Here is a 19887-nt window from a genome sequence, read left to right as displayed (position 1 = left end):
AAAACATTATGACAAAGTATTATCAGCCTTCTGGGAAGTATTCTCCCGTTGCGTTTGTTTATTTTTTATTGGTATCGTTGTTCGTACTTCCGTTGTTGGGAGGTATCTACGCTTACGCAACTTGGTATATTCCGTTGGTTTATATTAATGTGTTGATTACCATTATGTTCGGATTTGCTATTGCTGGGGTGATTGCAAATTTAGTTATCAAATTAGGGAAGGTTCGTAACTATGCCTTAGGGGTTATCTTTACTCTATTGGGTGCTTTGGTAGCTTATTATGCTCAATGGATAGTTTGGGCAGATTTGGCATTGAATACGACCGATACTATTGGGAATAATCGTATTGGGGTGGCAATCAGCAACGTCAATTTTGGAGAATTATTTCATTTGTTACTGAATCCTTCTGATTTGTTTTCATTGATAGCCGAAATCAATTCCGTAGGAACTTGGGGAGTGAAAGGTTCGACAGTTAATGGTATTTTTCTTTCGATAGTATGGGTAGCCGAGATTATAGTGATTTTCTACGCAGCTTTCTTGGGAACTAAAAACCAAGCGAAACGACCTTTTAGCGAAGTTGCTGACAAATGGTTTAAGGAAGAAAAACTTCCGTTGTTATCTTACATTGAAGATCAAGAATCGTTTAAAAGTGATTTAGAATCAGGTGATTATGAGCGAATCTCCGAATTAACCTTGTCTGATAAAAAGCAAAGTCATAGTTTTTTTGTTTTATATGCCTTGGAAGGTGTTTATTACGTGTCGGTAATTAATAATAAGGCACAACAAGACGATAAAGGCAAAATCAAATTTGAAACCAAAAACCTTATTCAGTATATGCGTATCGACAAAACAGCGTACGATGCACTGAAATTAAGAGTTAGAGCGTAAATTTTTTTTGATTTACCTCTTGCAGAAAATAATAAAATATAACAATCATTCTTTTTAAAAATGAGCTTAAAAAGTAAATTACATACGTTAAAAGAAAAATATAAAGGAACGAAGCTTGAAACAACTTTCAACGCTTTGCACACATTCCTTTATATGCCTAATGAAACGACCCACGGGGGTACGCACATTAAGGCGGCCGATGACCTGAAACGTACGATGAATACTGTAATTATGGCGCTAATTCCGTGTTTAATTTTCGGTATTTTTAACGCAGGTTATCAGCATTATGCTGCTACGGGAGAGTTTGCTCACGCAGCAGGATTGTCATTTTTCAGTCCTGATTTTTGGACTTGGAAAAACTTCTCATTGGGGGCAATGAAAGTGCTTCCGCTTGTGGTGGTTTCCTATGCCGTTGGTTTGGGAATTGAATTTATATTCGCAACACTTCGCGGACATGAAGTAGAGGAAGGATATTTGGTAACAGGAATGCTTGTTCCGCTTATTGTTCCTGTGGATTTACCACTTTGGATGCTTGCCGTTGCCGTTGCCTTTGGGGTAATTATCGGAAAAGAAGTTTTCGGAGGAACAGGAATGAACATCTTGAATCCGGCTTTGACTATCCGTGCCTTCTTATTCTTCGCTTATCCAACTTCGATGAGTGGGGACAAAATTTGGGTACACGGAGCTACTGAAAGAGCAGGTGAAATCGCCAAAGGAGCGAATTTAGACGCTATTTCAGGAGAAACTATTCTTGGACATTTGGCTCAACAACATAACATTGCAGATAAATTTTCTGTATCGGATATGTTCTTCGGATTCACACCGGGCTCTATCGGTGAGACATCAACTTTATTGATTATTTTGGCAGGATTGTTCTTAATCTTCACTAAAATAGGAAGTTGGAGAATTATGTTGAGTATGGTTCTTGGAGGTTTGGCAATGGGGTATATCTTCAATGCTTTTGCACCTGCAATGGAGGAAACTAAATTCTTCACTTTGTGGAGCTTACCGGCTTGGCAACATTTACTTGTTGGAGGTTTTGCTTTCGGTACGGTGTTTATGGCAACTGACCCTGTTACAGCATCACAAACCAATACAGGAAAATACATCTACGGATTTTTGGCAGGTTTCATCTCGATAATGATTCGTTGCTTCAATCCTGCTTATCCTGAAGGAGTTATGTTGGCAATTTTATTGATGAACGTGTTTGCTCCAACGATCGACCATTACGTGGTTCAGGCAAATGTGGCAAGAAGAAAAAAACGTCTAAAAGCTAAAACTGCATAGATATGTCAAATAGAACTGAAAGTAATTCATATACAGTGATTTTTGCCATCATAATGGTAATTATCGTAGGAGCGTTGCTTGCGGGAGTTTCTTCGGCGTTGAGCGATAAAATCAGCGAGAACAGAAAGTTCGAAAAGCAACAAAACGTACTTTACGCAATGGGCGTAAACCGTAATCAGAATACGAATTTGGGTGAAGGAGATGTAACTTTTGTTCCGACAAACGAGGTTACTGCCGAGTTCAAAAAATACATCAAAGGGCAATATTTCATCAAAGGAAATCAAGCTGTTGAAGCCGATTTGATTGAAGACCCAAAATGGACAGCTGAGAAGGGATTACCTCTTTTCGTTGGAGAGAAAGATAGCAAAACATTCTACATCATTCCTGTTTTTGGAAAAGGTCTTTGGGACGCTATTTGGGGATATGTGGCTGTAGATAAAGATCTTATCGTTCAGGGAGTTTTCTTTGACCACAAAGGCGAAACTGCTGGTTTGGGGTCAAACATCAAAGAACGTTTCTTTATGGACGATTTCATTGGAGAGCATTTGTTGGACGCTTCGGGTAACTTCCAAAGTGTAGAGGGTTCAAAATCAAACGGAGACCCTGAAAACAAACGCAAAGAAGACGGAAAAGTAGATGCTATTGCTGGTGCAACCCTCACCGTAAACGGAGTAAATGAGATGGTAAAAACAGGCGTTGGTGCTTATGTTGATTATATTAAAAACTTAAAAAACTAATATTATGGGACTATCAAAAAAAGACGTAAAATTGGTTACAGACCCGCTATGGGATAACAACCCAATTACCGTACAAGTACTGGGGATTTGTTCCGCATTGGCGATTACGGCACAGCTTAAAGCAGCTATCGTTATGGGATTGTCCGTAATATTTGTACTTAGTGTGGGGAACGTAGTAATTTCTTTGATTAGAAATGTTATTCCTGGTAAAATTCGTATTATCGTGCAATTGTTGGTGGTTGCGGCGTTGGTAATCATTGTTGATCAAGTGCTAAAAGCCTTTTCGTATGAGTTGAGTAAACAACTGTCTGTATTCGTGGGGCTTATCATTACAAACTGTATCATTATGGGACGCTTTGAGGCTTTCGCTTTGGGAAATACCCCTTGGAAATCGTTCTTAGATGGTATCGGAAATGCAGGTGGATATGCGTTGGCTCTTGTTATCGTAGCTTTCTTCCGTGAGCTTTTAGGTTCGGGAACGCTACTTGGATTCCAAGTATTGGGCGACCCTATCAAAAAGACAGGTTTGTATGCATTAGGATACGAAAATAACGGATTTATGTTATTAGCTCCGATGGCACTTATCACTTACGGAATTGTGATTTGGATTCAGCGTACACGTAACAAATCCTTAATTGAGGAATAATTAGTAACTAAATAAAAATTAGAAAATGGAATATATAGAACTGATTTTTAAGTCGATATTCGTAGATAATATGGTATTTGCTACCTTTTTGGGTATGTGTTCGTACCTTGCGGTATCTAAGAAAGTATCTACGGCGGTTGGTTTGGGAGCAGCGGTTATTTTCGTATTGGCTGTAACTGTTCCGATGAACTGGCTACTAAACGAATATCTCCTCAAAGAAGGAGCTTTGGCTTGGTTGGGCGAGGAGTACGCAAGTTATGATTTAAGTTTCTTGACCTACATTTTGTTCATCGCAACGGTAGCTACAATGGTTCAGTTAGTAGAAATCATTGTTGAAAAATTTGCTCCTGCTTTGTACAATTCATTGGGGATTTTCTTACCACTTATTGCTGTAAACTGTGCGATTTTGGGAGGTTCACTCTTTATGCAATCGCGTGAAATACCTACCATTGGTTTGGCGGCTACTTACGGATTGGCATCAGGGATTGGTTGGTTTTTGGCAATTGTTGCCATTGCTGCCATTCGTGAGAAAATCCGTTATTCGAACGTGCCACCTGCACTTCGCGGATTGGGAATTACCTTTATCATTACGGGGCTTATGGCTATCGGCTTTATGAGTTTCGGAGGAATGCTTACAGGGGGAGAGAAAAAATCTGACGAGGATAAAAAGGCAGTTATCGAGCAAAAAGTTGATAAAACTGAAAAATTAGCCAATAACACAAAAGAAATTAAGTAATGGTATTATCAAGTAGTATATTTGTAACAGTAGCAGTAACGGTTATCGCTTTACTGGTGATAACATTGCTTTTGGTGGCACTTTTGTTGGTCGTAAAACAGAAGTTAGCTCCATCAGGACCCGTAAAAATCAAGATTAATGGCGAGAAAGTAATTGAAGTGCCTTCGGGAGGGTCGTTGCTTTCTACATTAGGAAATCAGAAAATATTTTTGCCTTCAGCTTGTGGGGGCGGAGGCTCTTGTATCCAATGTGAATGCCACGTGCTTTCAGGAGGAGGAGAGGCTCTTCCGACAGAAACGCCTCACTTTACCAAAAAAGAACTAAAAGAAGGAGCTCGTTTGGCTTGTCAGGTGAAGGTAAAACAGGATATGGAAATTTCAATTCCTGAGGAGATCTTTGGTATCAAGAAATGGGAAGCGGTCGTGGTTCGTAACTACAACGTAGCTTCGTTCATCAAAGAATTTGTAGTTGAAATTCCTGAGGATATGGACTACAAACCGGGGGGATACATTCAGATTGAAATTCCACCTTGTGAGATTAAATATTCTGATATTGACATCACTGCCCACCCTGCAGAACACCCAGGAGAACCTGAAAAATTCAAAATGGAATGGGACAAATTCAACCTTTGGCCTTTGGTGATGAAAAATGGCGAAACCGTAGAACGTGCTTACTCAATGGCTTCGTATCCTGCTGAAGGACGCGAAATTATGTTGAACGTTCGTATTGCGACTCCGCCTTGGGACAGAGCCAAAAACGGTTGGATGAACGTAAATCCAGGGGTGGCTTCTTCGTACATTTTCTCTCGTAAGAAAGGTGATAAAGTGGTTATTTCGGGTCCTTACGGGGAATTCTTTATCAACGAATCGAATGCCGAAATGTTGTACGTAGGAGGTGGAGCAGGTATGGCACCGATGCGTTCGCACCTATATCACTTATTCAAAACGTTGAAAACAGGACGTAAAGTAACGTATTGGTACGGAGGACGTTCTAAACGAGAGTTGTTCTACTTGGAGCATTTCTGGGAATTAGAGCGTGAGTTCCCGAACTTTAAGTTCTTCATCGTGTTGTCTGAGCCACTTCCAGAGGATAATTGGAAAGTTAAGAAAGACATTAACGATACGGAAGGAGACGGATTTACGGGATTTGTTCACAATGCGGTTATTGACCAATATTTGAGCAAACACGAAGCACCAGAAGATATTGAACTGTACTTCTGTGGACCTCCAATGATGAACAAAGCGGTACAAAAAATGGGACAAGACTTCGGTCTGCCTGATGAAAACATCCGCTTCGACGACTTCGGTGGATAGGTCTTTCACGATTTGATTTTTTTCAAAATAATAAATCCTCGCTGTCATTGGATGGCGAGGATTTTAAATTTTATAAAAGTTTTGGTTTTTGAGAAAATATGTCTATTTTTACTCGGAAAATTGGATAGGAAGAATAATGAAAAAGAAAATAAGTATAAAGGATATCGCCAGAGAATTGAATGTTAGTATTTCAACAGTTTCTAAGGCTCTTAACGACAGTGGAGAGATTAGTAAAGAGATTACTGAAAGAATCAAGGCTTTTGCAAAGTTACATAACTACCGACCTAATTCGATAGCACTGAGTTTAAAAAATAAAAAATCCAAAACGGTAGGTGTAATCATTCCTGAGATTGCACATGATTTTTTTTCAACTGTTGTGAGTGGTATAGCTAGTGTAGCTGAAGAGAAAGGTTACAATATTGTAACATGTTTTTCAAATGAATTGTTTGAGCAAGAGGTTAAAAATATCGAAACATTAATGCAAACGGGTATTGATGGATTTATAGTGGCTCTTTCCAAAGGCAGTGAAGCTAAAAAGGATTATCATCATTTGCGTGAAATTTTAAATCAAGAACTTTCCTTGGTGCTTATTGATCGAGTGGCTCAAGATATTTATTGCGACAAGGTAATTGTAGATGATGCAATGGCCTCATATAGGGCTGTGAATCATTTAATTCAGGCGGGATACCATCGTATAGCGCTACTGACTGTTCCTAATTACATCAGCGTAGCAAATTTACGTACACAAGGATATAAAAACGCGCTCTCGGATGCTCAAATTCCGATAGATGAAAGTTTAATCTTAGCGGTTGAAGATGTACATTCCGATACAATCATTTCTGAATTTTTTGACAAATGTAAATTTGATGCATTGTTGTGTAATAATGAGTTTTTGGCAGTTAGGGCAGTACGTGAAGCTCACGATCGAAATATTAAAATTCCGCAAGAATTAGGAATTATTACTTTTGCCGATGGTTCTTTGGCGAAATATTCGTATCCGAAACTTACTGCTATTGATCAACATGGGGCTGAAATTGGTAAAAAAGCAATGGAATTACTCGTTGAAAGTATCGAAAATACTAATCAAGACCGTAATTTCAGAACAGAAATTATAAAAACATCACTACAAATAAGAGAGTCAACCAGGTAATGAATATATAATAATTATACAATCAGAAAAATACTTTACCTTATCGAAAAAATGAGTTTTATGTTGTTGATGATGAGTATTTTATGTTTTTTGATTTAAGCAACCGACACTTAATTAACTGACCAATGGGATTAAAAAAGAGAAGTTTATTTGTTAGATTTTTATTTTGGAAGGCAAAAAATCTTACCAATCGTCAATTTATTCTCATTTTGTGTGCTGTTATTGGTGTTGTTTCGGGGGTTTTTGCTGTATTCATAAAAAAAGTAACTCTTTTAATTCAATTTGTGTTGCAAAATGGATTGGTAGCTTCTTATCACCGAGCTTTTTATTTCGTTTTTCCCACCATAGGTTTTTTAATCGTGTATTTTATACTGAGGTACGTCATTAGAAAACGTTTAGAGCCTGGCATTCCTTATACCCTTTACGCCATGTCTAAACTCAAAGGCATTATTCCTACCTATCATACGTATGGAAGTCTCGTTACAGCCCCTTTTACAGTGGGTTTCGGAGGTTCGGTGGGATTGGAAGGCCCTATGGTCATTTCAGGAGCTGGATTTAGTTCCTATTTGAGCAGATTGTTTCACGTAAACCAATCTGATAGAACTTTGCTTATAGCCTGTGCCTGTTCAGCTACCATGGCTGCAATGTTCAAGGCTCCAGTGGCAGCTATCGTATTTGCTATTGAAGTATTTAGTTTGGAATTGACTTTGATGTCACTCTTGCCTCTGATGGCATCTTCATTGTTAGCGGTGCTTACATCTTATTTTTTTCTTGGAAATGAAATTCTGATGCCTATTAATTTAGATGGAGAATTTACTCTGGCAGATGTACCTTATTACATTGTTTTGGGGATTTTGACTGGAGCAGTGTCTATTTATTTCTGTACAATTTTTCAACGAATAACCGCTTATTTTGAAGAAATTGATAGTCTAATCAAACGTTTGTTTTTTGGTGGGTTGATGATAGGATTGGTAGTTTTTTTCATTCCGCCCCTTTACGGAGAAGGGTTTGAGGTTATGAATAAACTCATTAGTGGCAACCCGAAAGAGGTGTTGCAAAATGCATTTAATTGGGAGGTAGATAATCCTTGGTCTATTATTGCTTTAATGTTAGGGCTTGTTCTCTTCAAAGTGGTTGCTATGGCAACTACCGTTGGAGCAGGAGGGGTGGGAGGAGTGTTCGCTCCAGCTCTTTTCACAGGAGGAATATTGGGTAATTTAGTAGCACGAACCATTAATCAATTACCGTTTTTGGGGCATTCCGTTCCGTTAGCCAGTTTTACGCTCGTAGCGATGGCAGGTTTGGTGGCAGGGGTGTTACACGCACCGCTTACAGCCATTTTTCTCATTGCAGAACTTACAGGAGGACATACGCTTTTTGTACCATTGATGATTGTAGCTTCCGTATCCTTTGCCTTGTCGAAATACTATTTAAAGCATTCACTTTATACAAAACGTTTGGCACAAGAAGGAAACCTAATCACCCATGATAAGGATCATAAGGTACTCACTCTGATGGATATTGATGCAGTGATTGAGAAAAACTTTATTCCCGTAACCGCACAGATGAACTTGGGAGAATTGATTGAAAAGGCTATTACAAAATCTAATCGGAATATATTTCCTGTGGTAAATGCTCAAAATCAGAGTTTTGAAGGTATTATCCTTTTAGACGATATACGTCAGATGATGTTTAACCAAGCGTTATATGATCAAATAAAAGTGGGTGATCTCATGCATCAACCTCCGGCAATCATCTGTTTAGGAGTAGATAAAATGCCTGACATCATGCAGAAATTCCAAGACACAGGAGCGTGGAATTTACCCGTGGTGAAAGAAGGTGCCTATATTGGTTTTGTATCCAAATCAAAACTATTGACGATATATCGCCGAAAATTGATTTATTTCTCCAATTAAAACGTGGCAGCTTTCTTTAAAAATTTTTTGTAAGAATTTTGACTATTTTGTTGTTAGGTAAGAATTCTTTCAGGATGACTTTCAATACAGTGTAGGCAGGAATGGCAATTACCATGCCTATAACCCCGAAAAGTGTACCGCATATCAAAATTATTAAGAAAATTTCTAATGGACTTGATTTTACAGAGTTAGAAAAAATAAGCGGTTGTGAGAACACATTATCGATGAACTGTCCAATGAGGAAACCTATCAGAACATAAATCGTAGTTGGCAAGGTAACCGACATAAAATCATTGTCGATATTGCTACTCATCGTCAGTAAAGCCATTAGTACAAAGGCTATAATAGGCCCGATGTAGGGTATCAAATTTAATAAAGCACATAAAAACGCGATGATGAAAGGGTTTTGTACTCCAAAAATAAGTAATACGATGGTGTAAATAACAAACAAAATAGTCAGTTGTAGAATCAGCCCTGCAAAGTAGCGTGAAAGTAAGCTGTTGATTTTTACAATTGATGTGCGTGTTCTTTTTACTTGCGAATTCGGTAATAACGACAGCGTTGACTTCATTAGTGAAGTGTTGTCTTTCATGAAGAAAAACGTAATGAAAAGTACAGAAAATAGTCCTGCGCCAAAACTTCCTATGAATGAGATAAACGAGTTTATAAGGTTTGGAATGTCAATGAAATTTAAAGCATCTGATACGCTGAGTAGAGTTTCTTCTTCGTCCTTGCTCACTCCTGTCAATTTAAAAAAATGCAGTAAAAGATTATCCAAATTTGTACGGAGTAGGTCAATGTTAAGTCCCGAAAGATTTTTACCTTGTGAAATTAGCAAAGGAATGAACAAACTGAAAACCCCCAAACTTAAGATGATGAATATGGTCATCGTTAGGATTACACAAACGCTTTTGCTTCTGATTTTTAGTCGTCTGTGAAAAAAGAAAACGAATGGTTTTCCTAAAAGTGTGATTATCAATGCTAAGACTATGTAAATCAGAATCGATTTCAAAAGGGAAAGAGCATAAAGAGATAAAACTACTAAAACCATTATTCCCACAGCTCTTAATATTCCGTTAGCAATCATTTTTGAGTTCATATTATTTTTTATTTAGTGATTTTCTATTTTAAAGTGTTGCCATTGTAGCAACGACATTACACGCTACAATAGCTGCTGTTTCAGTTCGTAATCGGTTTTCACCCAATGAAATAGCCTGAAAACCAGTGCTGAATGCTGTTTTAATTTCTTCGTTAGAAAAATCGCCTTCAGGGCCTATCAGCACGATTAATTTTTGCGGAAAAGGGTGGAGTATTTTCGAGAATAATACTTTTTTCTCTTCTTGACAATGGGCAATATATTTAGAACTTTTCTCATCTTTGTATCTATGAAAAAAATCCAATGCACTGATTGGTTCATTGAGCTTCGGTAGGTGAAATTGCAATGATTGTTTCATTGCCGAGAGAATGATCTTTTCAAGGCGTTCTGTTTTTACAACAGTTCGTTCGGAATGCTGACAGATGACGGGTGTAATTTCATCTACGCCAATTTCTACGGCCTTTTCTAAAAACCATTCGTAGCGTTCATTCATTTTTGTGGGGGCAACCACTAAATGAAGATTGTAGAAATGTTTTTCTTTATATTTGACATTCAAAATGTTACCCTCACAACGTTTGGTAGTCGCAAGGGTTATTTTTCCTTCAAATAGATATCCTTTTCCATTGGTAATGTACAGTTGATCGCCTTCTTTTTTACGTAATACTTTGACAATATGCTGACTTTCTTCTTTGTCAAAATAGAAGTTATGGTCATTTTCGTCAATGTTGGCATTATAAAAAAGTTGCATTTTTAGTATTTTGTAGGTTTTGCTGTACGATTTTAGTATCACGGAACAAGGTTACATATCAGAAATTTTGTTTTATTTCTTCAACCAATTGTTCGAAAAATTACAATCCTTATATGTTCCCTTTACAACGATATGTGTTTTTTCAACTTTTTCATTTATCCATTTTGCGATGGTTTTCAACTGTTTTTCTTTCAGTGTGAGGTCTTGAATTTTTACATAATCTTTCACAAAATCAGCCTTATGCTCCTCATGGCGATTGGTTACTTGGTATATTTTGTAGCGTTTTTTACCATTAGCATCTTCGTCCAAATAAGCGATGGAGACCTCGTTGTCGCCTAATTTAGAAACTCGATTGTAAAGTACTGGTTCCATACGGGTTAGCTCAAAACGAGAAGAAAGGTCATCAGGATTGACTAATTGTCCACCATTGCCTTTGGTCTCTTTTTCATCGGAAAAGTTACGTGCAGCATCGGAAAACGTAAATTCTTTATTGTCAATACGTTCTTTGATTTTTTCGATTTTTTCTTTCGCTTCTACCAAGGCAGTTCTTGGGACATCAGGAACTAACAGAATGTGGCGAACGCTCACTTCTTTCCCTCTAATCCGAACCATTTCAATGATATGCCATCCAAAGCTTGATTCAAAAGGTTTAGAAATTTCTCCTTCTTGCAGTGTAAATGCTACATCTTTAAAAGTTTTATCATAAGGTGAATTTCGGTTGAAAGTCAGCATCTCTCCTCCTGTTCCACGGTCTTGAGAGTAGAGAATGGCTTTCATAGAAAAACTACTTCCTGTTTGCTCCACATCCGCTTTGATTTCGTTTAATCGGTCAATCACTTTTTGCACTTCGGATTTGGGTGCCACTGGGTCGATGACTATCTGAGCGATTTCCAATTCGGTTCCGAAAATAGGACGTTCTTCTTCGGGGATGGCGTTAAAAAACAAACGCACTTCTTCTGGCGTAACCTCTACATTTTTTACGACTTCACCTTTCATGCGTTGGCTCAACATATTCAATTTAAAAAGATTGAACAACTCCTCACGCATATCCTGTTCATTGTCCTTATTGTAAAATTCCAATAGTTTTTTCATGCTTCCGATACGTTCTACCAAAAAGGCAACACGTTTGTTTACAGATTCACGAACCTCGGAATCTGTCATAGGAATACTATCTTGTACAGCTTGGTGAGCGAACAAACGATCCTCCATTAATTTGCCAAGCAATTCGCAACGCGTGATGTTTTTGATGTCCACCTCCTGCTGTTGTAGTTCAGCAAAAGCTTTGTCTATGTCCGATTCTAAAATCAAATAATCACCCACAACAGCTGCAACGCCTTCTACCTTGATTCGCTTTTGAGAAGATGTAATTTCTTCATTTTGAGCAAAAAGTCCACATGCAAAAAATAGCATTCCGATAGCGGTTATGATTTTTCTATTCATAAATAATTTCAAATTGTTTTTTCTTAATTCCTCTATTTATTATGTCTGCTTCAAGTTCTTTTACGAACTCTAATTTTCTCTGATTCAATATGATTTGGCGTAATGTTGGTTTTACATATTCCATTGGAGCCTGTTCGTTTTTTCGTAGCACATTGCGTACCTGTACCAGATATACTCCCGTAGAATCTTTATGGTTGGTGAAGAAAATTCTATTTTCTTTTAATTTTTCCTCTAAAAAAGGAAGTTTTTTTACTACACTTTCCGTTTTTACCCAGATCGAATCCCCTAAATATATTGAATTGAATTGTAAACCTATCGAATCCAGTTCGTGACGGTCTTCGGCGTTAAAACGCTTTAATTTTTCTTCTAAAGCAGATACTCTTTTTTGTTTTTCGGCCGATGATAAATGTATATAACGCAACTTGATCAGAGATTCATTGAGTAAAAAAGTTTCCTTGTTAGCTTCGTAGAAAAATTGTAAATCTTCCTCCTTGATTAAAGTGTCGATGCTGCTGTTAATTAATCCTTGTTTGTATGAATTCAGATATAGATCCGCTCTATAATCATTTACCAAACGTTCAAAATCTGCTTTTTCATCATCAGAAATATTACGTTCAGCATTGGAAAGCATCAATTCCTTTATTGCCCAACTATTGATGTATTTTTGGACGATGTTTATGCTGTCTTCCTTAGTATAATCTATTGGCATGATGGATTTTATCTCATCTTTATAGAGATATACATCTCCTACACGAGCAATAGCGTGTTTGGGTTTTTCCTTTACGAAATAATCGCAGGAAACAACTATAAAAATACCCAAAAACAGCCATATGTATTTTTTTATCTTCATAAATATATCCCCAAAAAATAGGAAGCACCGTAAAAGGGTTGCAATTTAATGTTTTTTTTTGATTTAATAATTATTCTGAAATATAAAAGTATATTAAAATACTTAATTTGTTTATTTTCAGTCGTTTTTGTTTTGAATATAATGATTTAATACCAAAATAAACTATGGATTTCGTGTAATTATTGATGCTTTTTAGAGATGTGGATAATGGAAAGTGTAGAATTTTTGAAAAAAAACCTATATACTTATGTCTTAGATTTAACCTAAAAAGTAAATTCACTCCCATCTGAAAATTAGAAACCTTCGGACGGAGTGAATTTATAGGAGGAGACCATTTGGAAAACTCTGCAGATTCGCGTTATTGGAGGGTAGTACCCGAATAGTATATAGCGTGAAAAGCGTGGTTCATTTGGGGATCTAATTACTCTTACACGGGCAAAACTAAAGATGGAGCGTATTCTTAAAAAAAATAACAAAACAAATTTACATTTTTTTGTTTTATTTCGTTTTGTTGTTTACTTTTGCTTAAACAAATTCTTAAAAGGCGTAATTGCCATAGCAGTTGTAGCTTTGGTTGCGGACTACGGAATAAGCAGAAGTGTGAATAATAGGAACGCAGAGCTTAGTGATTTGACGTTAGCTAATTTGGAAGCGTTGACTGATGAAGAGGGTTGTGGAGGATTAGCAAAACTTAGTGATCCTATTTGGTATGTAACTGTAGAAATAGGAGGGAATGTTTCTTTTCCAAAAATGACTTGTACGACAGGAGGATGCTATAAATGTAGTAGTAAATAAATTTAATAAAGCACGATATCTTATTAATTTACAATCTGTTGTGCTTTTTAATCTGATTCACATATAGATTTCGATTGCGAAAGATAAACATAAAATAGTTACGAACAGCCAAGTGAAATTAATTACATAAAAAAACTTTATGAGACACATAATTCCATTATTCCTCTTAGTTCTTCTATCTTGTCAAGAAAAAAATAAGAAAATCACGGTTATTACACAAGAAAAAAAGGATACGAGAGAACATGTATGCAGCCTACAAGAAAATATTAATTTGGTAGGTAACATTAAGGATTTTAGCTTTTATGACAACTCTTCTTTTTTTGTACTTGCCGATAATAATATCATAGAGTACACTGTAACAGGGGAACAGCTAAATGTTTTCAATAGAATGGGACAAGGACCTGGAGAGTATGTAACCCCTACGTTAATAAATATTTACAATGAGTCTATTTATATTTGGTGTTCAAGTACTCTTAAACTAATTGAATATGACAGAAAAGGAAGATTTATTAGAGAAAATCTTAATTATAGAAAAGCTATAAAAAACTTTAAACTTTTAGATGAAAATAGTGTGTGTTTTTATAAAAGTGACGGACAGAAAGATGCAATAATTGAAATTTATTCACTAAAAGAAGATAAAATTATAAAATCTATTCAAGGAGAGTTGACTGATGAGGATTTACTCCTTTTATCAGTAGCTTCTAAACCTAACATGATTGTAGAGGGAGGAAATATTTATTTTACCAAACCAAGTGAATTATCTCTTTATCACGTAGATTTAAAAACATTTTCTCTAAGTAAGGATGCTTTTTTTGAAGACGATGAATTTATTGTAAAAAAAGTTCAAGATGCACATTCCATGTTTAATACAGACCCCCAAGGTGTTTTAACCTACATGGCTGAGAATAGCATTGTGGACAATCTTTTAAAAGTGGGTAATAATTTTTATATCAAATCTGAAATAGGTAAATATGTTATCGATTTTCAAAAGAGGAAAATGGAAACCGATCAACGATTTGATAAATACTATTTGTGTGATTTTAGACGTCCAAATGTTGAAAACATAAAGGCTATTAAAGAAAGTAAAAATAGAGGTACGTATAGGTATGCTCTGTTTGGAAGTGATACATATCTTTTAGAAGTAGATAATTCAAACGAAGATGAACAAGCACGAATGAAAGTTTATAAATTAATTTTTTAAGCGTAATTGCCTCTGGCAGTTGTAGCTTTGGTTGTGTGCTACGGAATAGGCAGAAGTGTGAATAATAGTAACGCAGCGCTTAGTGATTTGGCATTAGCTAACTTAGAGACTTGATCAAAAGTCATTTTAATCATATTAAAGTAAAGTAAGGCACATCAAAGGTGAATCGACTTGTTTTATCTTTGGTAATAGAGTTGATTCACTCTTTTTTAGATATGTACAATTCTAATGGATTTCACTTAAAATAATAATTATTGAGTTTGACAGAATCAATAAAATAAAATATCGAAATAATTTGTACAAAATATAGGTTAAACGGGGAGTATCCCATAAATATACTAAATATGAAATTTTATACTATTCTCTTTGTAACACTTGCTCTTTTTTCTTGCTCAAGTAATCAAAAAAACGAAATTGAACCAAAATCTCCGTCTCCTCTTATTATGGAATCTGTCGAAACGCCCAAAGAGTTGTTTCGACCTTCCAAAGTAATTGCCAATGAGAAGTATGTGATTGTTTTCAATAATGTTCATGAGCAAATGTTTAATGTTTTCTCACCTGAATTAAAATATCTTTATTCTTTTGGAAATATAGGACAAGGACCTAACGATTTGAACATGGTCATTCAAGAATCTTTTGAACTTGAAGGTAATGAGTTTTCTATGTTGGACATGCGAAGTTTTGTAACCTATCAGTTGGGTGATACTACCGCAGTCGGAAAGGATAAGCAACACATAATTTCCGAGGAATCTGTTTTCAATAAAGCCAAGAAACTTTCCAATGATAGTTTCATTTTCTTACCCTATTCATACAAAGAAAATCAATCAGATATTCATAAATATGACTTTAAAGATGGAAAAATAACTGATTTTGGCGAAAAAATAAGTCCTAAACCAGAGGAAATTCATGAGCCGTATTTGCTATCCTCCATTTTGAGTGTGAATAAAAATAACCAGCGTGTAGCACAATTTTATCAACATAAACCAGAGTTTAAAATCTACGATTTTCAAGGGAAAGTACTTCATAAAGGGGCTGTTAGTATAGAACAAACTGACGATAAACGGCTTTATTTTGCAGAAGTATATAGCACAGAATCATTTATTTACGTGCTTTGGGTGAATAGCACTAAGGAAAATGTGATGAAGCACATGGATAAGTTTCGCCCCGAGCTAATGCTGTTTGATTGGGAAGGGAATTTATTGGAACAATTTAAGTTCAATATACCCGTTATTTCATTTGCTGTAACCCCCGATGAAAAAATGATGGTTGCAACATCCCTAAAAGAAACAGATGTAAATACCTTATACAAAGTGAAATTACCTCGTTAGTATCTGAGAAATCAAAAAAAATATTTGATTTTCAATAGTTTTTACTCATTTAAGACCACAATATTAGATGCTCACAGAGATATGATAATTTTGTGTGACCAATTTAAAGTGAATGTTTCCATCCTCGTTCGAAAGGATGAGGAAAATGGAAGGGAAAAGGTATAGGAGTAATAGTGAATTATTTAAAAATAGAAACAAATAGTCACAATGGCATGGAGAACTGTTTGTTAGAAATTGTTAAAATATGGTATTGCGATACGACTTTTGGAAATGTAACTGACTTATTTTCAGTTTTTTATGATAAGTCTACTCCAACATATAAGAAAATTTGGCTGTGCTGTAAAAAGTATGATGATATAAGAAAATAGACAGTCAGAGAAACATTCATCTGGTTGCCAACCAAGATAGATAGAATATTGCTATTAGAGATATATACATTTCTTTTCTCTTATTAAACCACCATAAATACAAATATATCCCAAGATAAACAATAATAAACAGGCTAATTAACGTTCTACTATAAAAAATGTCACTAAGATATAAAAATGTCAATGTAAATATTGAAAGAAATATTGCAGAAAATAGGATACGTTTTAAAACCATAACTTTTATATATTGAATTGCCTTGACTTTTTGAAAACAAAGTAGTAAGTATTTTGATAATTTTCTAATTTTACTATACTGATTATCAGTGTTATGAGTGAAAAATAATAATATTTTTTTCAAAAAAAGATAGAATATTTTGCCCGAAATTACCAAAAATAATGAAGCTTCACAACTTTTTTAGGAAAATTAAGCAAAATAATAGCTGTATGATATAAAAAGGTTTTTAGTAGAGAAGAGTAGGAGAAAGGGTAGTGTTAAGACTCCTCCTCTCCCTCATCAGTGCGATAGTGTTCTTCTTCTCCTTTGAGTATCTGTAGATAATTTTTGTAGCGAGACCATGAGATTAGGTCATTTTCCAGAGCAGTTTTCACAGCACATTTAGGTTCATCAATATGTAAACAGTTATTGAATTTGCATTCCGATTTTAATCTGAAAAACTCAGGAAAATAATCTGTAAGTTCTTCTTTTTCAATATCAACCATTCCAAATCCCTTGATGCCAGGAGTGTCAATGATTCTTCCTCCAAAATCCAAATCGTACATTTGAGCAAATGTGGTAGTATGTTGTCCTTGCTGAAATTGCACCGAAAGAGCTGCCGTTTTCAAATTTAGTTCGGGTGCAATGGCATTGATGAGTGTACTTTTTCCTACCCCTGAATGCCCTGAAATCACACAGGTATTATTTTGCATTAATTCCTTGAGTTTGTCGATGTTTTTATGAGTAATTGCCGAAATTCCAAGGCATTCATAGCCTATTTGTCGGTAAGTGGCTGCTAAATATTTTATTTCGTCAAGTTCTTCTGGGGTGTAAGTATCTATCTTATTGAATAGCAATATTGTACGTATGCTATATGCTTCTGCTGTAACCAAAAATCGGTCAATAAAAGCGGTGAGAGTAGGAGGATTATTTAGGGTTACCACCAAAAAAGCAATATCAATATTGGATGCGATGATATGTGTTTGTTTAGACAGGTTTACAGATTTACGGATGATGTAGTTTTTTCGTTCATGGATATCGAAAATAACGCCGTTACCCGATTTTTCAAGTTCAAAACTAACGCCATCGCCAACCGCGATGGGATTTGTGTTTTTGATATCTTTAATACGGAATCTTCCTTTGATACGACATTGGTAAAATACACCGTCCTCTGCTTTCACTGAATACCAACTACCTGTTGATTTATAAACAACTCCATTCATTTTTAATCTACTTACTGTATGTTTTTGCTGACAAAAATAAGGATTATATTTTAGTTTTACATATATTCTTGATAACTTACTTTTTCTACAAATCCTACAGTTTTCAAATTTTGTGAACTACTGTTGTTTTGTTTGCTGTATTATATTATGACCAAATATATAAAATAAAAAAAGCCGTCTCACGACAGCTTTCATTATGATAAATAGAGAAAATAATTATTTTTTCTTTAAAAAATCGTCAACCAACTCAGGAGCCATGACGCTTTCAACGAAAGTGTAAGCACCTGTCTTAGGAGATTTTACCATTTTAATGGCTTTAGTTAATTTTTTTGATTTTCCCTGTAATGTTGCTACTGTTTTCTTTGCCATAACCCCTTATTATTTAATTTCTTTATGAACAGTTACTCTTTTCAAGATAGGATTGAATTTTTTAAGTTCTAATCTATCAGGTGTGTTTTTCTTATTCTTTGTTGTAATGTAACGAGACGTACCTGGCATACCTGACTCTTTATGCTCTGTACATTCCATAATTACCTGTATTCTATTACCTTTTTTAGCCATTGTACTGTATGTTTTATATGTTAAAACGACACACTATTAAATGTATCCGTTACGTTCTACTTCTCTTAAAACTGCTGAAATCCCTTTTTTGTTGATGGTTTTGATAGCAGATGTTGACACTTTCAATGTAATCCAACGATCCTCTTCAGGAATGTAAAAACGTTTTGTTCTTAAATTTACGTTGAATTTACGTTTTGTTTTGTTCATTGCGTGAGATACATTATTCCCCACCAATGCTTTTTTTCCTGTTAGTTCACAAACTCTTGCCATTTTTCTCTATTATTATTGTATTGTCCTTACTATTAAAATCAGGGTGCAAATTAACGGACTTTTTTTTAATCTGCCAAATTATTTTCAATATTTTTTGTACTTGAATAGGGTGATTTCTTCATTCCCTGAAGCCACCAAAGTGTTTTCATCAACGAATAACAGACTGTGATATCCTTTTTCTGATATTTTTTTCCAAGTTTTCCCGCTATCGACTGACGACCAAATTCCGTTGCTGGATGAAGTAGCTACAAGTCCCTTACCTTCACTGTTTGGGATATATCGCACACAACTTATGTACCCAGGAGAGGAAGTTTCGTCAATTACTTGCCACGTTTTTCCGCCGTCCGTGGTAATAGCTCCACTTTTTGCTTTTAATGTTGGATTTTTATAATCTCCTCCCATTACAATTCCATTATTTTTGTCGTAAAAGCTTACCGAAAAGGCTCCCTGTGAGGGGGTTCCCTGTACAATCGGCAGGTTTGTTGATTTCCAAGTGACTCCCTTGTCTTCCGATGAAAATATACGACTCTTTGAACCTCCGGTAATTACCCAAATCAGGTTCTCCACATTGGCGATATTGGAATTACTTGCGGCAAATAAAGCCTCACCTACTGCTAATTTTGGAGCTTGATCACATGATTTTTTTTGCCATGTTTTTCCTCCATCGTGGGTTGTGAGTACAGACATGCAATCATCAGTGGGGTCACCAACCGCAATTCCAAACTGATTGTCAAGGAATAACATACTGTCGTAGAAAGCTTTCTCATGAGTTTCTTCATACATTTTTTTGAAGCCATCCGATTGTGTGCTGAAAAGCATTGCAGGGCTGCCTACCGAAAGCATATAAAAATCATTTGTTGTAGCTGCTACCGAACGATACTCTACATCTAAAAAATCCGTTTTTTCCATCGTGAGGTTTTGGGTGTTTATGAAACCCAACACACCCCCTGAACCTGCAAACCCAATATTTTTATCCAAGAGAACCATAGCTCGGACACTTTTTCCTTCCAAAGAAAACGTGTGTCTTTCTTTGATTTCAATTCCTTGTAAGTCATTGTTTTGATTTTGACAACTTATCAAAATCATACAACATATAGCATATAAAAATCTCTTCATTTGTA

At 35.7% G+C, this 19887-nt stretch carries 20 protein-coding genes; 11 read left to right on the top strand and 9 right to left on the bottom strand.

Annotation, left to right across the window (positions count from 1 at the left end; all coding sequences use genetic code 11):
• Window positions 1-8 precede the first annotated feature (8 nt).
• The 8 genes from CCAND38_RS02075 (at window position 9) to CCAND38_RS02040 (ending at window position 8672) form a co-directional block, all read left to right on the top strand.
• Window positions 9-887, top strand: coding sequence for a hypothetical protein (locus tag CCAND38_RS02075; protein ID WP_041913559.1), 879 nt, complete (start codon window positions 9-11; stop codon window positions 885-887).
• A gap of 60 nt (window positions 888-947) precedes the next feature.
• The gene (locus CCAND38_RS02070; protein ID WP_042343455.1) at window positions 948-2174 is read left to right on the top strand and encodes an NADH:ubiquinone reductase (Na(+)-transporting) subunit B; all 1227 of its coding nucleotides are present in this window, start codon (window positions 948-950) and stop codon (window positions 2172-2174) included.
• A gap of 2 nt (window positions 2175-2176) precedes the next feature.
• Entirely contained in the window at window positions 2177-2911 is a 735-nt protein-coding gene (locus tag CCAND38_RS02065; RefSeq protein WP_042007862.1) for a Na(+)-translocating NADH-quinone reductase subunit C, read from the top strand.
• 4 nt (window positions 2912-2915) lie between these two features.
• On the top strand, window positions 2916-3557 hold the full coding sequence (locus CCAND38_RS02060; RefSeq protein WP_013996999.1) for an NADH:ubiquinone reductase (Na(+)-transporting) subunit D: 642 nt from the start codon (window positions 2916-2918) through the stop codon (window positions 3555-3557).
• Between the two features lie 25 nt (window positions 3558-3582).
• On the top strand, window positions 3583-4293 hold the full coding sequence (gene nqrE / locus CCAND38_RS02055) for an NADH:ubiquinone reductase (Na(+)-transporting) subunit E (protein WP_081461653.1): 711 nt from the start codon (window positions 3583-3585) through the stop codon (window positions 4291-4293).
• Window positions 4293-5606, top strand: a complete 1314-nt coding sequence (nqrF, locus tag CCAND38_RS02050) for an NADH:ubiquinone reductase (Na(+)-transporting) subunit F (protein WP_041985188.1) — start codon at window positions 4293-4295, stop codon at window positions 5604-5606. The genes nqrE and nqrF overlap by 1 nt, the downstream gene beginning before the upstream one ends.
• Before the next feature lie 136 nt (window positions 5607-5742).
• Complete coding sequence (locus CCAND38_RS02045) at window positions 5743-6756, top strand: LacI family DNA-binding transcriptional regulator (protein ID WP_042343453.1); 1014 nt, start codon at window positions 5743-5745, stop codon at window positions 6754-6756.
• A 125-nt stretch (window positions 6757-6881) separates the two neighbouring features.
• Entirely contained in the window at window positions 6882-8672 is a 1791-nt protein-coding gene (locus CCAND38_RS02040; protein WP_042343451.1) for a chloride channel protein, read from the top strand.
• Between the two features lie 16 nt (window positions 8673-8688).
• On the opposite strand, the gene CCAND38_RS02035 is transcribed toward CCAND38_RS02040, so the two are convergent.
• The 4 genes from CCAND38_RS02035 to CCAND38_RS02020 all read right to left on the bottom strand — a co-directional run bounded on the left by CCAND38_RS02035 (window position 8689) and on the right by CCAND38_RS02020 (window position 12806).
• Complete coding sequence (locus CCAND38_RS02035) at window positions 8689-9771, bottom strand: AI-2E family transporter (protein WP_042007866.1); 1083 nt, start codon at window positions 9769-9771, stop codon at window positions 8689-8691.
• 28 nt (window positions 9772-9799) lie between these two features.
• Window positions 9800-10516, bottom strand: coding sequence for a 16S rRNA (uracil(1498)-N(3))-methyltransferase (locus tag CCAND38_RS02030; protein WP_042343449.1), 717 nt, complete (start codon window positions 10514-10516; stop codon window positions 9800-9802).
• Window positions 10517-10588: 72 nt separating this feature from the next.
• Window positions 10589-11956, bottom strand: a complete 1368-nt coding sequence (locus CCAND38_RS02025; RefSeq protein ID WP_042343446.1) for a peptidylprolyl isomerase — start codon at window positions 11954-11956, stop codon at window positions 10589-10591.
• Window positions 11949-12806, bottom strand: coding sequence for a hypothetical protein (locus CCAND38_RS02020; protein WP_042343445.1), 858 nt, complete (start codon window positions 12804-12806; stop codon window positions 11949-11951). The genes CCAND38_RS02025 and CCAND38_RS02020 overlap by 8 nt, the downstream gene beginning before the upstream one ends.
• A gap of 447 nt (window positions 12807-13253) precedes the next feature.
• On the opposite strand from CCAND38_RS02020, the gene CCAND38_RS02015 reads away from it, so the two are divergent.
• The 3 genes from CCAND38_RS02015 (at window position 13254) to CCAND38_RS02005 (ending at window position 16130) form a co-directional block, all read left to right on the top strand.
• Window positions 13254-13601 (top strand): NVEALA domain-containing protein, encoded by a 348-nt coding sequence (locus tag CCAND38_RS02015; protein WP_042343442.1) that lies wholly within the window; start codon window positions 13254-13256, stop codon window positions 13599-13601.
• A 139-nt stretch (window positions 13602-13740) separates the two neighbouring features.
• Entirely contained in the window at window positions 13741-14802 is a 1062-nt protein-coding gene (locus CCAND38_RS02010; protein ID WP_042343441.1) for a 6-bladed beta-propeller, read from the top strand.
• 344 nt (window positions 14803-15146) lie between these two features.
• Window positions 15147-16130 carry a BF3164 family lipoprotein gene (locus CCAND38_RS02005; RefSeq protein WP_042343440.1) on the top strand — a complete coding sequence of 328 codons (984 nt, stop codon included), beginning with the start codon at window positions 15147-15149 and terminating at the stop codon, window positions 16128-16130.
• An 860-nt stretch (window positions 16131-16990) separates the two neighbouring features.
• Here CCAND38_RS02005 and rsgA read toward each other — a convergent pair.
• From rsgA to CCAND38_RS01985, 5 genes are all read right to left on the bottom strand, one after another.
• Entirely contained in the window at window positions 16991-17935 is a 945-nt protein-coding gene (gene rsgA / locus CCAND38_RS02000; protein ID WP_042343438.1) for a ribosome small subunit-dependent GTPase A, read from the bottom strand.
• 216 nt (window positions 17936-18151) lie between these two features.
• On the bottom strand, window positions 18152-18304 hold the full coding sequence (locus CCAND38_RS11430; RefSeq protein ID WP_064504531.1) for a DUF4295 domain-containing protein: 153 nt from the start codon (window positions 18302-18304) through the stop codon (window positions 18152-18154).
• A gap of 9 nt (window positions 18305-18313) precedes the next feature.
• Window positions 18314-18496 carry a 50S ribosomal protein L33 gene (gene rpmG / locus CCAND38_RS01995; protein ID WP_042007879.1) on the bottom strand — a complete coding sequence of 61 codons (183 nt, stop codon included), beginning with the start codon at window positions 18494-18496 and terminating at the stop codon, window positions 18314-18316.
• A 36-nt stretch (window positions 18497-18532) separates the two neighbouring features.
• Complete coding sequence (rpmB, locus tag CCAND38_RS01990) at window positions 18533-18766, bottom strand: 50S ribosomal protein L28 (protein WP_042007881.1); 234 nt, start codon at window positions 18764-18766, stop codon at window positions 18533-18535.
• An 84-nt stretch (window positions 18767-18850) separates the two neighbouring features.
• Complete coding sequence (locus CCAND38_RS01985; RefSeq protein ID WP_042343437.1) at window positions 18851-19882, bottom strand: VPS10 domain-containing protein; 1032 nt, start codon at window positions 19880-19882, stop codon at window positions 18851-18853.
• Window positions 19883-19887 lie beyond the last annotated feature (5 nt).

The sequence above is a fragment of the Capnocytophaga canis genome (genome assembly GCF_000827555.1).
Classification (GTDB): Bacteria; Bacteroidota; Bacteroidia; order Flavobacteriales; family Flavobacteriaceae; genus Capnocytophaga; species Capnocytophaga canis.
Note: the sequence above shows the minus strand (reverse complement) of the source record. Positions and strands in the feature narration are given on the sequence as shown.

Excerpts from the sequence above, each read along its gene's own strand:
- CCAND38_RS02075 (WP_041913559.1), top strand. The coding sequence starts at position 9 with ATGACAAAGTATTATCAGCCTTCTGGGAAGTATTCTCCCGTTGCGTTT.
- CCAND38_RS02070 (WP_042343455.1), top strand. The coding sequence starts at position 948 with ATGAGCTTAAAAAGTAAATTACATACGTTAAAAGAAAAATATAAAGGA.
- CCAND38_RS02065 (WP_042007862.1), top strand. The coding sequence starts at position 2,177 with ATGTCAAATAGAACTGAAAGTAATTCATATACAGTGATTTTTGCCATC.
- CCAND38_RS02060 (WP_013996999.1), top strand. The coding sequence starts at position 2,916 with ATGGGACTATCAAAAAAAGACGTAAAATTGGTTACAGACCCGCTATGG.
- nqrE (WP_081461653.1), top strand. The coding sequence starts at position 3,583 with ATGGAATATATAGAACTGATTTTTAAGTCGATATTCGTAGATAATATG.
- nqrF (WP_041985188.1), top strand. The coding sequence starts at position 4,293 with ATGGTATTATCAAGTAGTATATTTGTAACAGTAGCAGTAACGGTTATC.
- CCAND38_RS02045 (WP_042343453.1), top strand. The coding sequence starts at position 5,743 with ATGAAAAAGAAAATAAGTATAAAGGATATCGCCAGAGAATTGAATGTT.
- CCAND38_RS02040 (WP_042343451.1), top strand. The coding sequence starts at position 6,882 with ATGGGATTAAAAAAGAGAAGTTTATTTGTTAGATTTTTATTTTGGAAG.
- CCAND38_RS02035 (WP_042007866.1), bottom strand. The coding sequence starts at position 9,771 with ATGAACTCAAAAATGATTGCTAACGGAATATTAAGAGCTGTGGGAATA.
- CCAND38_RS02030 (WP_042343449.1), bottom strand. The coding sequence starts at position 10,516 with ATGCAACTTTTTTATAATGCCAACATTGACGAAAATGACCATAACTTC.
- CCAND38_RS02025 (WP_042343446.1), bottom strand. The coding sequence starts at position 11,956 with ATGAATAGAAAAATCATAACCGCTATCGGAATGCTATTTTTTGCATGT.
- CCAND38_RS02020 (WP_042343445.1), bottom strand. The coding sequence starts at position 12,806 with ATGAAGATAAAAAAATACATATGGCTGTTTTTGGGTATTTTTATAGTT.
- CCAND38_RS02015 (WP_042343442.1), top strand. The coding sequence starts at position 13,254 with ATGGAGCGTATTCTTAAAAAAAATAACAAAACAAATTTACATTTTTTT.
- CCAND38_RS02010 (WP_042343441.1), top strand. The coding sequence starts at position 13,741 with ATGAGACACATAATTCCATTATTCCTCTTAGTTCTTCTATCTTGTCAA.
- CCAND38_RS02005 (WP_042343440.1), top strand. The coding sequence starts at position 15,147 with ATGAAATTTTATACTATTCTCTTTGTAACACTTGCTCTTTTTTCTTGC.
- rsgA (WP_042343438.1), bottom strand. The coding sequence starts at position 17,935 with ATGAATGGAGTTGTTTATAAATCAACAGGTAGTTGGTATTCAGTGAAA.
- CCAND38_RS11430 (WP_064504531.1), bottom strand. The coding sequence starts at position 18,304 with ATGGCAAAGAAAACAGTAGCAACATTACAGGGAAAATCAAAAAAATTA.
- rpmG (WP_042007879.1), bottom strand. The coding sequence starts at position 18,496 with ATGGCTAAAAAAGGTAATAGAATACAGGTAATTATGGAATGTACAGAG.
- rpmB (WP_042007881.1), bottom strand. The coding sequence starts at position 18,766 with ATGGCAAGAGTTTGTGAACTAACAGGAAAAAAAGCATTGGTGGGGAAT.
- CCAND38_RS01985 (WP_042343437.1), bottom strand. The coding sequence starts at position 19,882 with ATGAAGAGATTTTTATATGCTATATGTTGTATGATTTTGATAAGTTGT.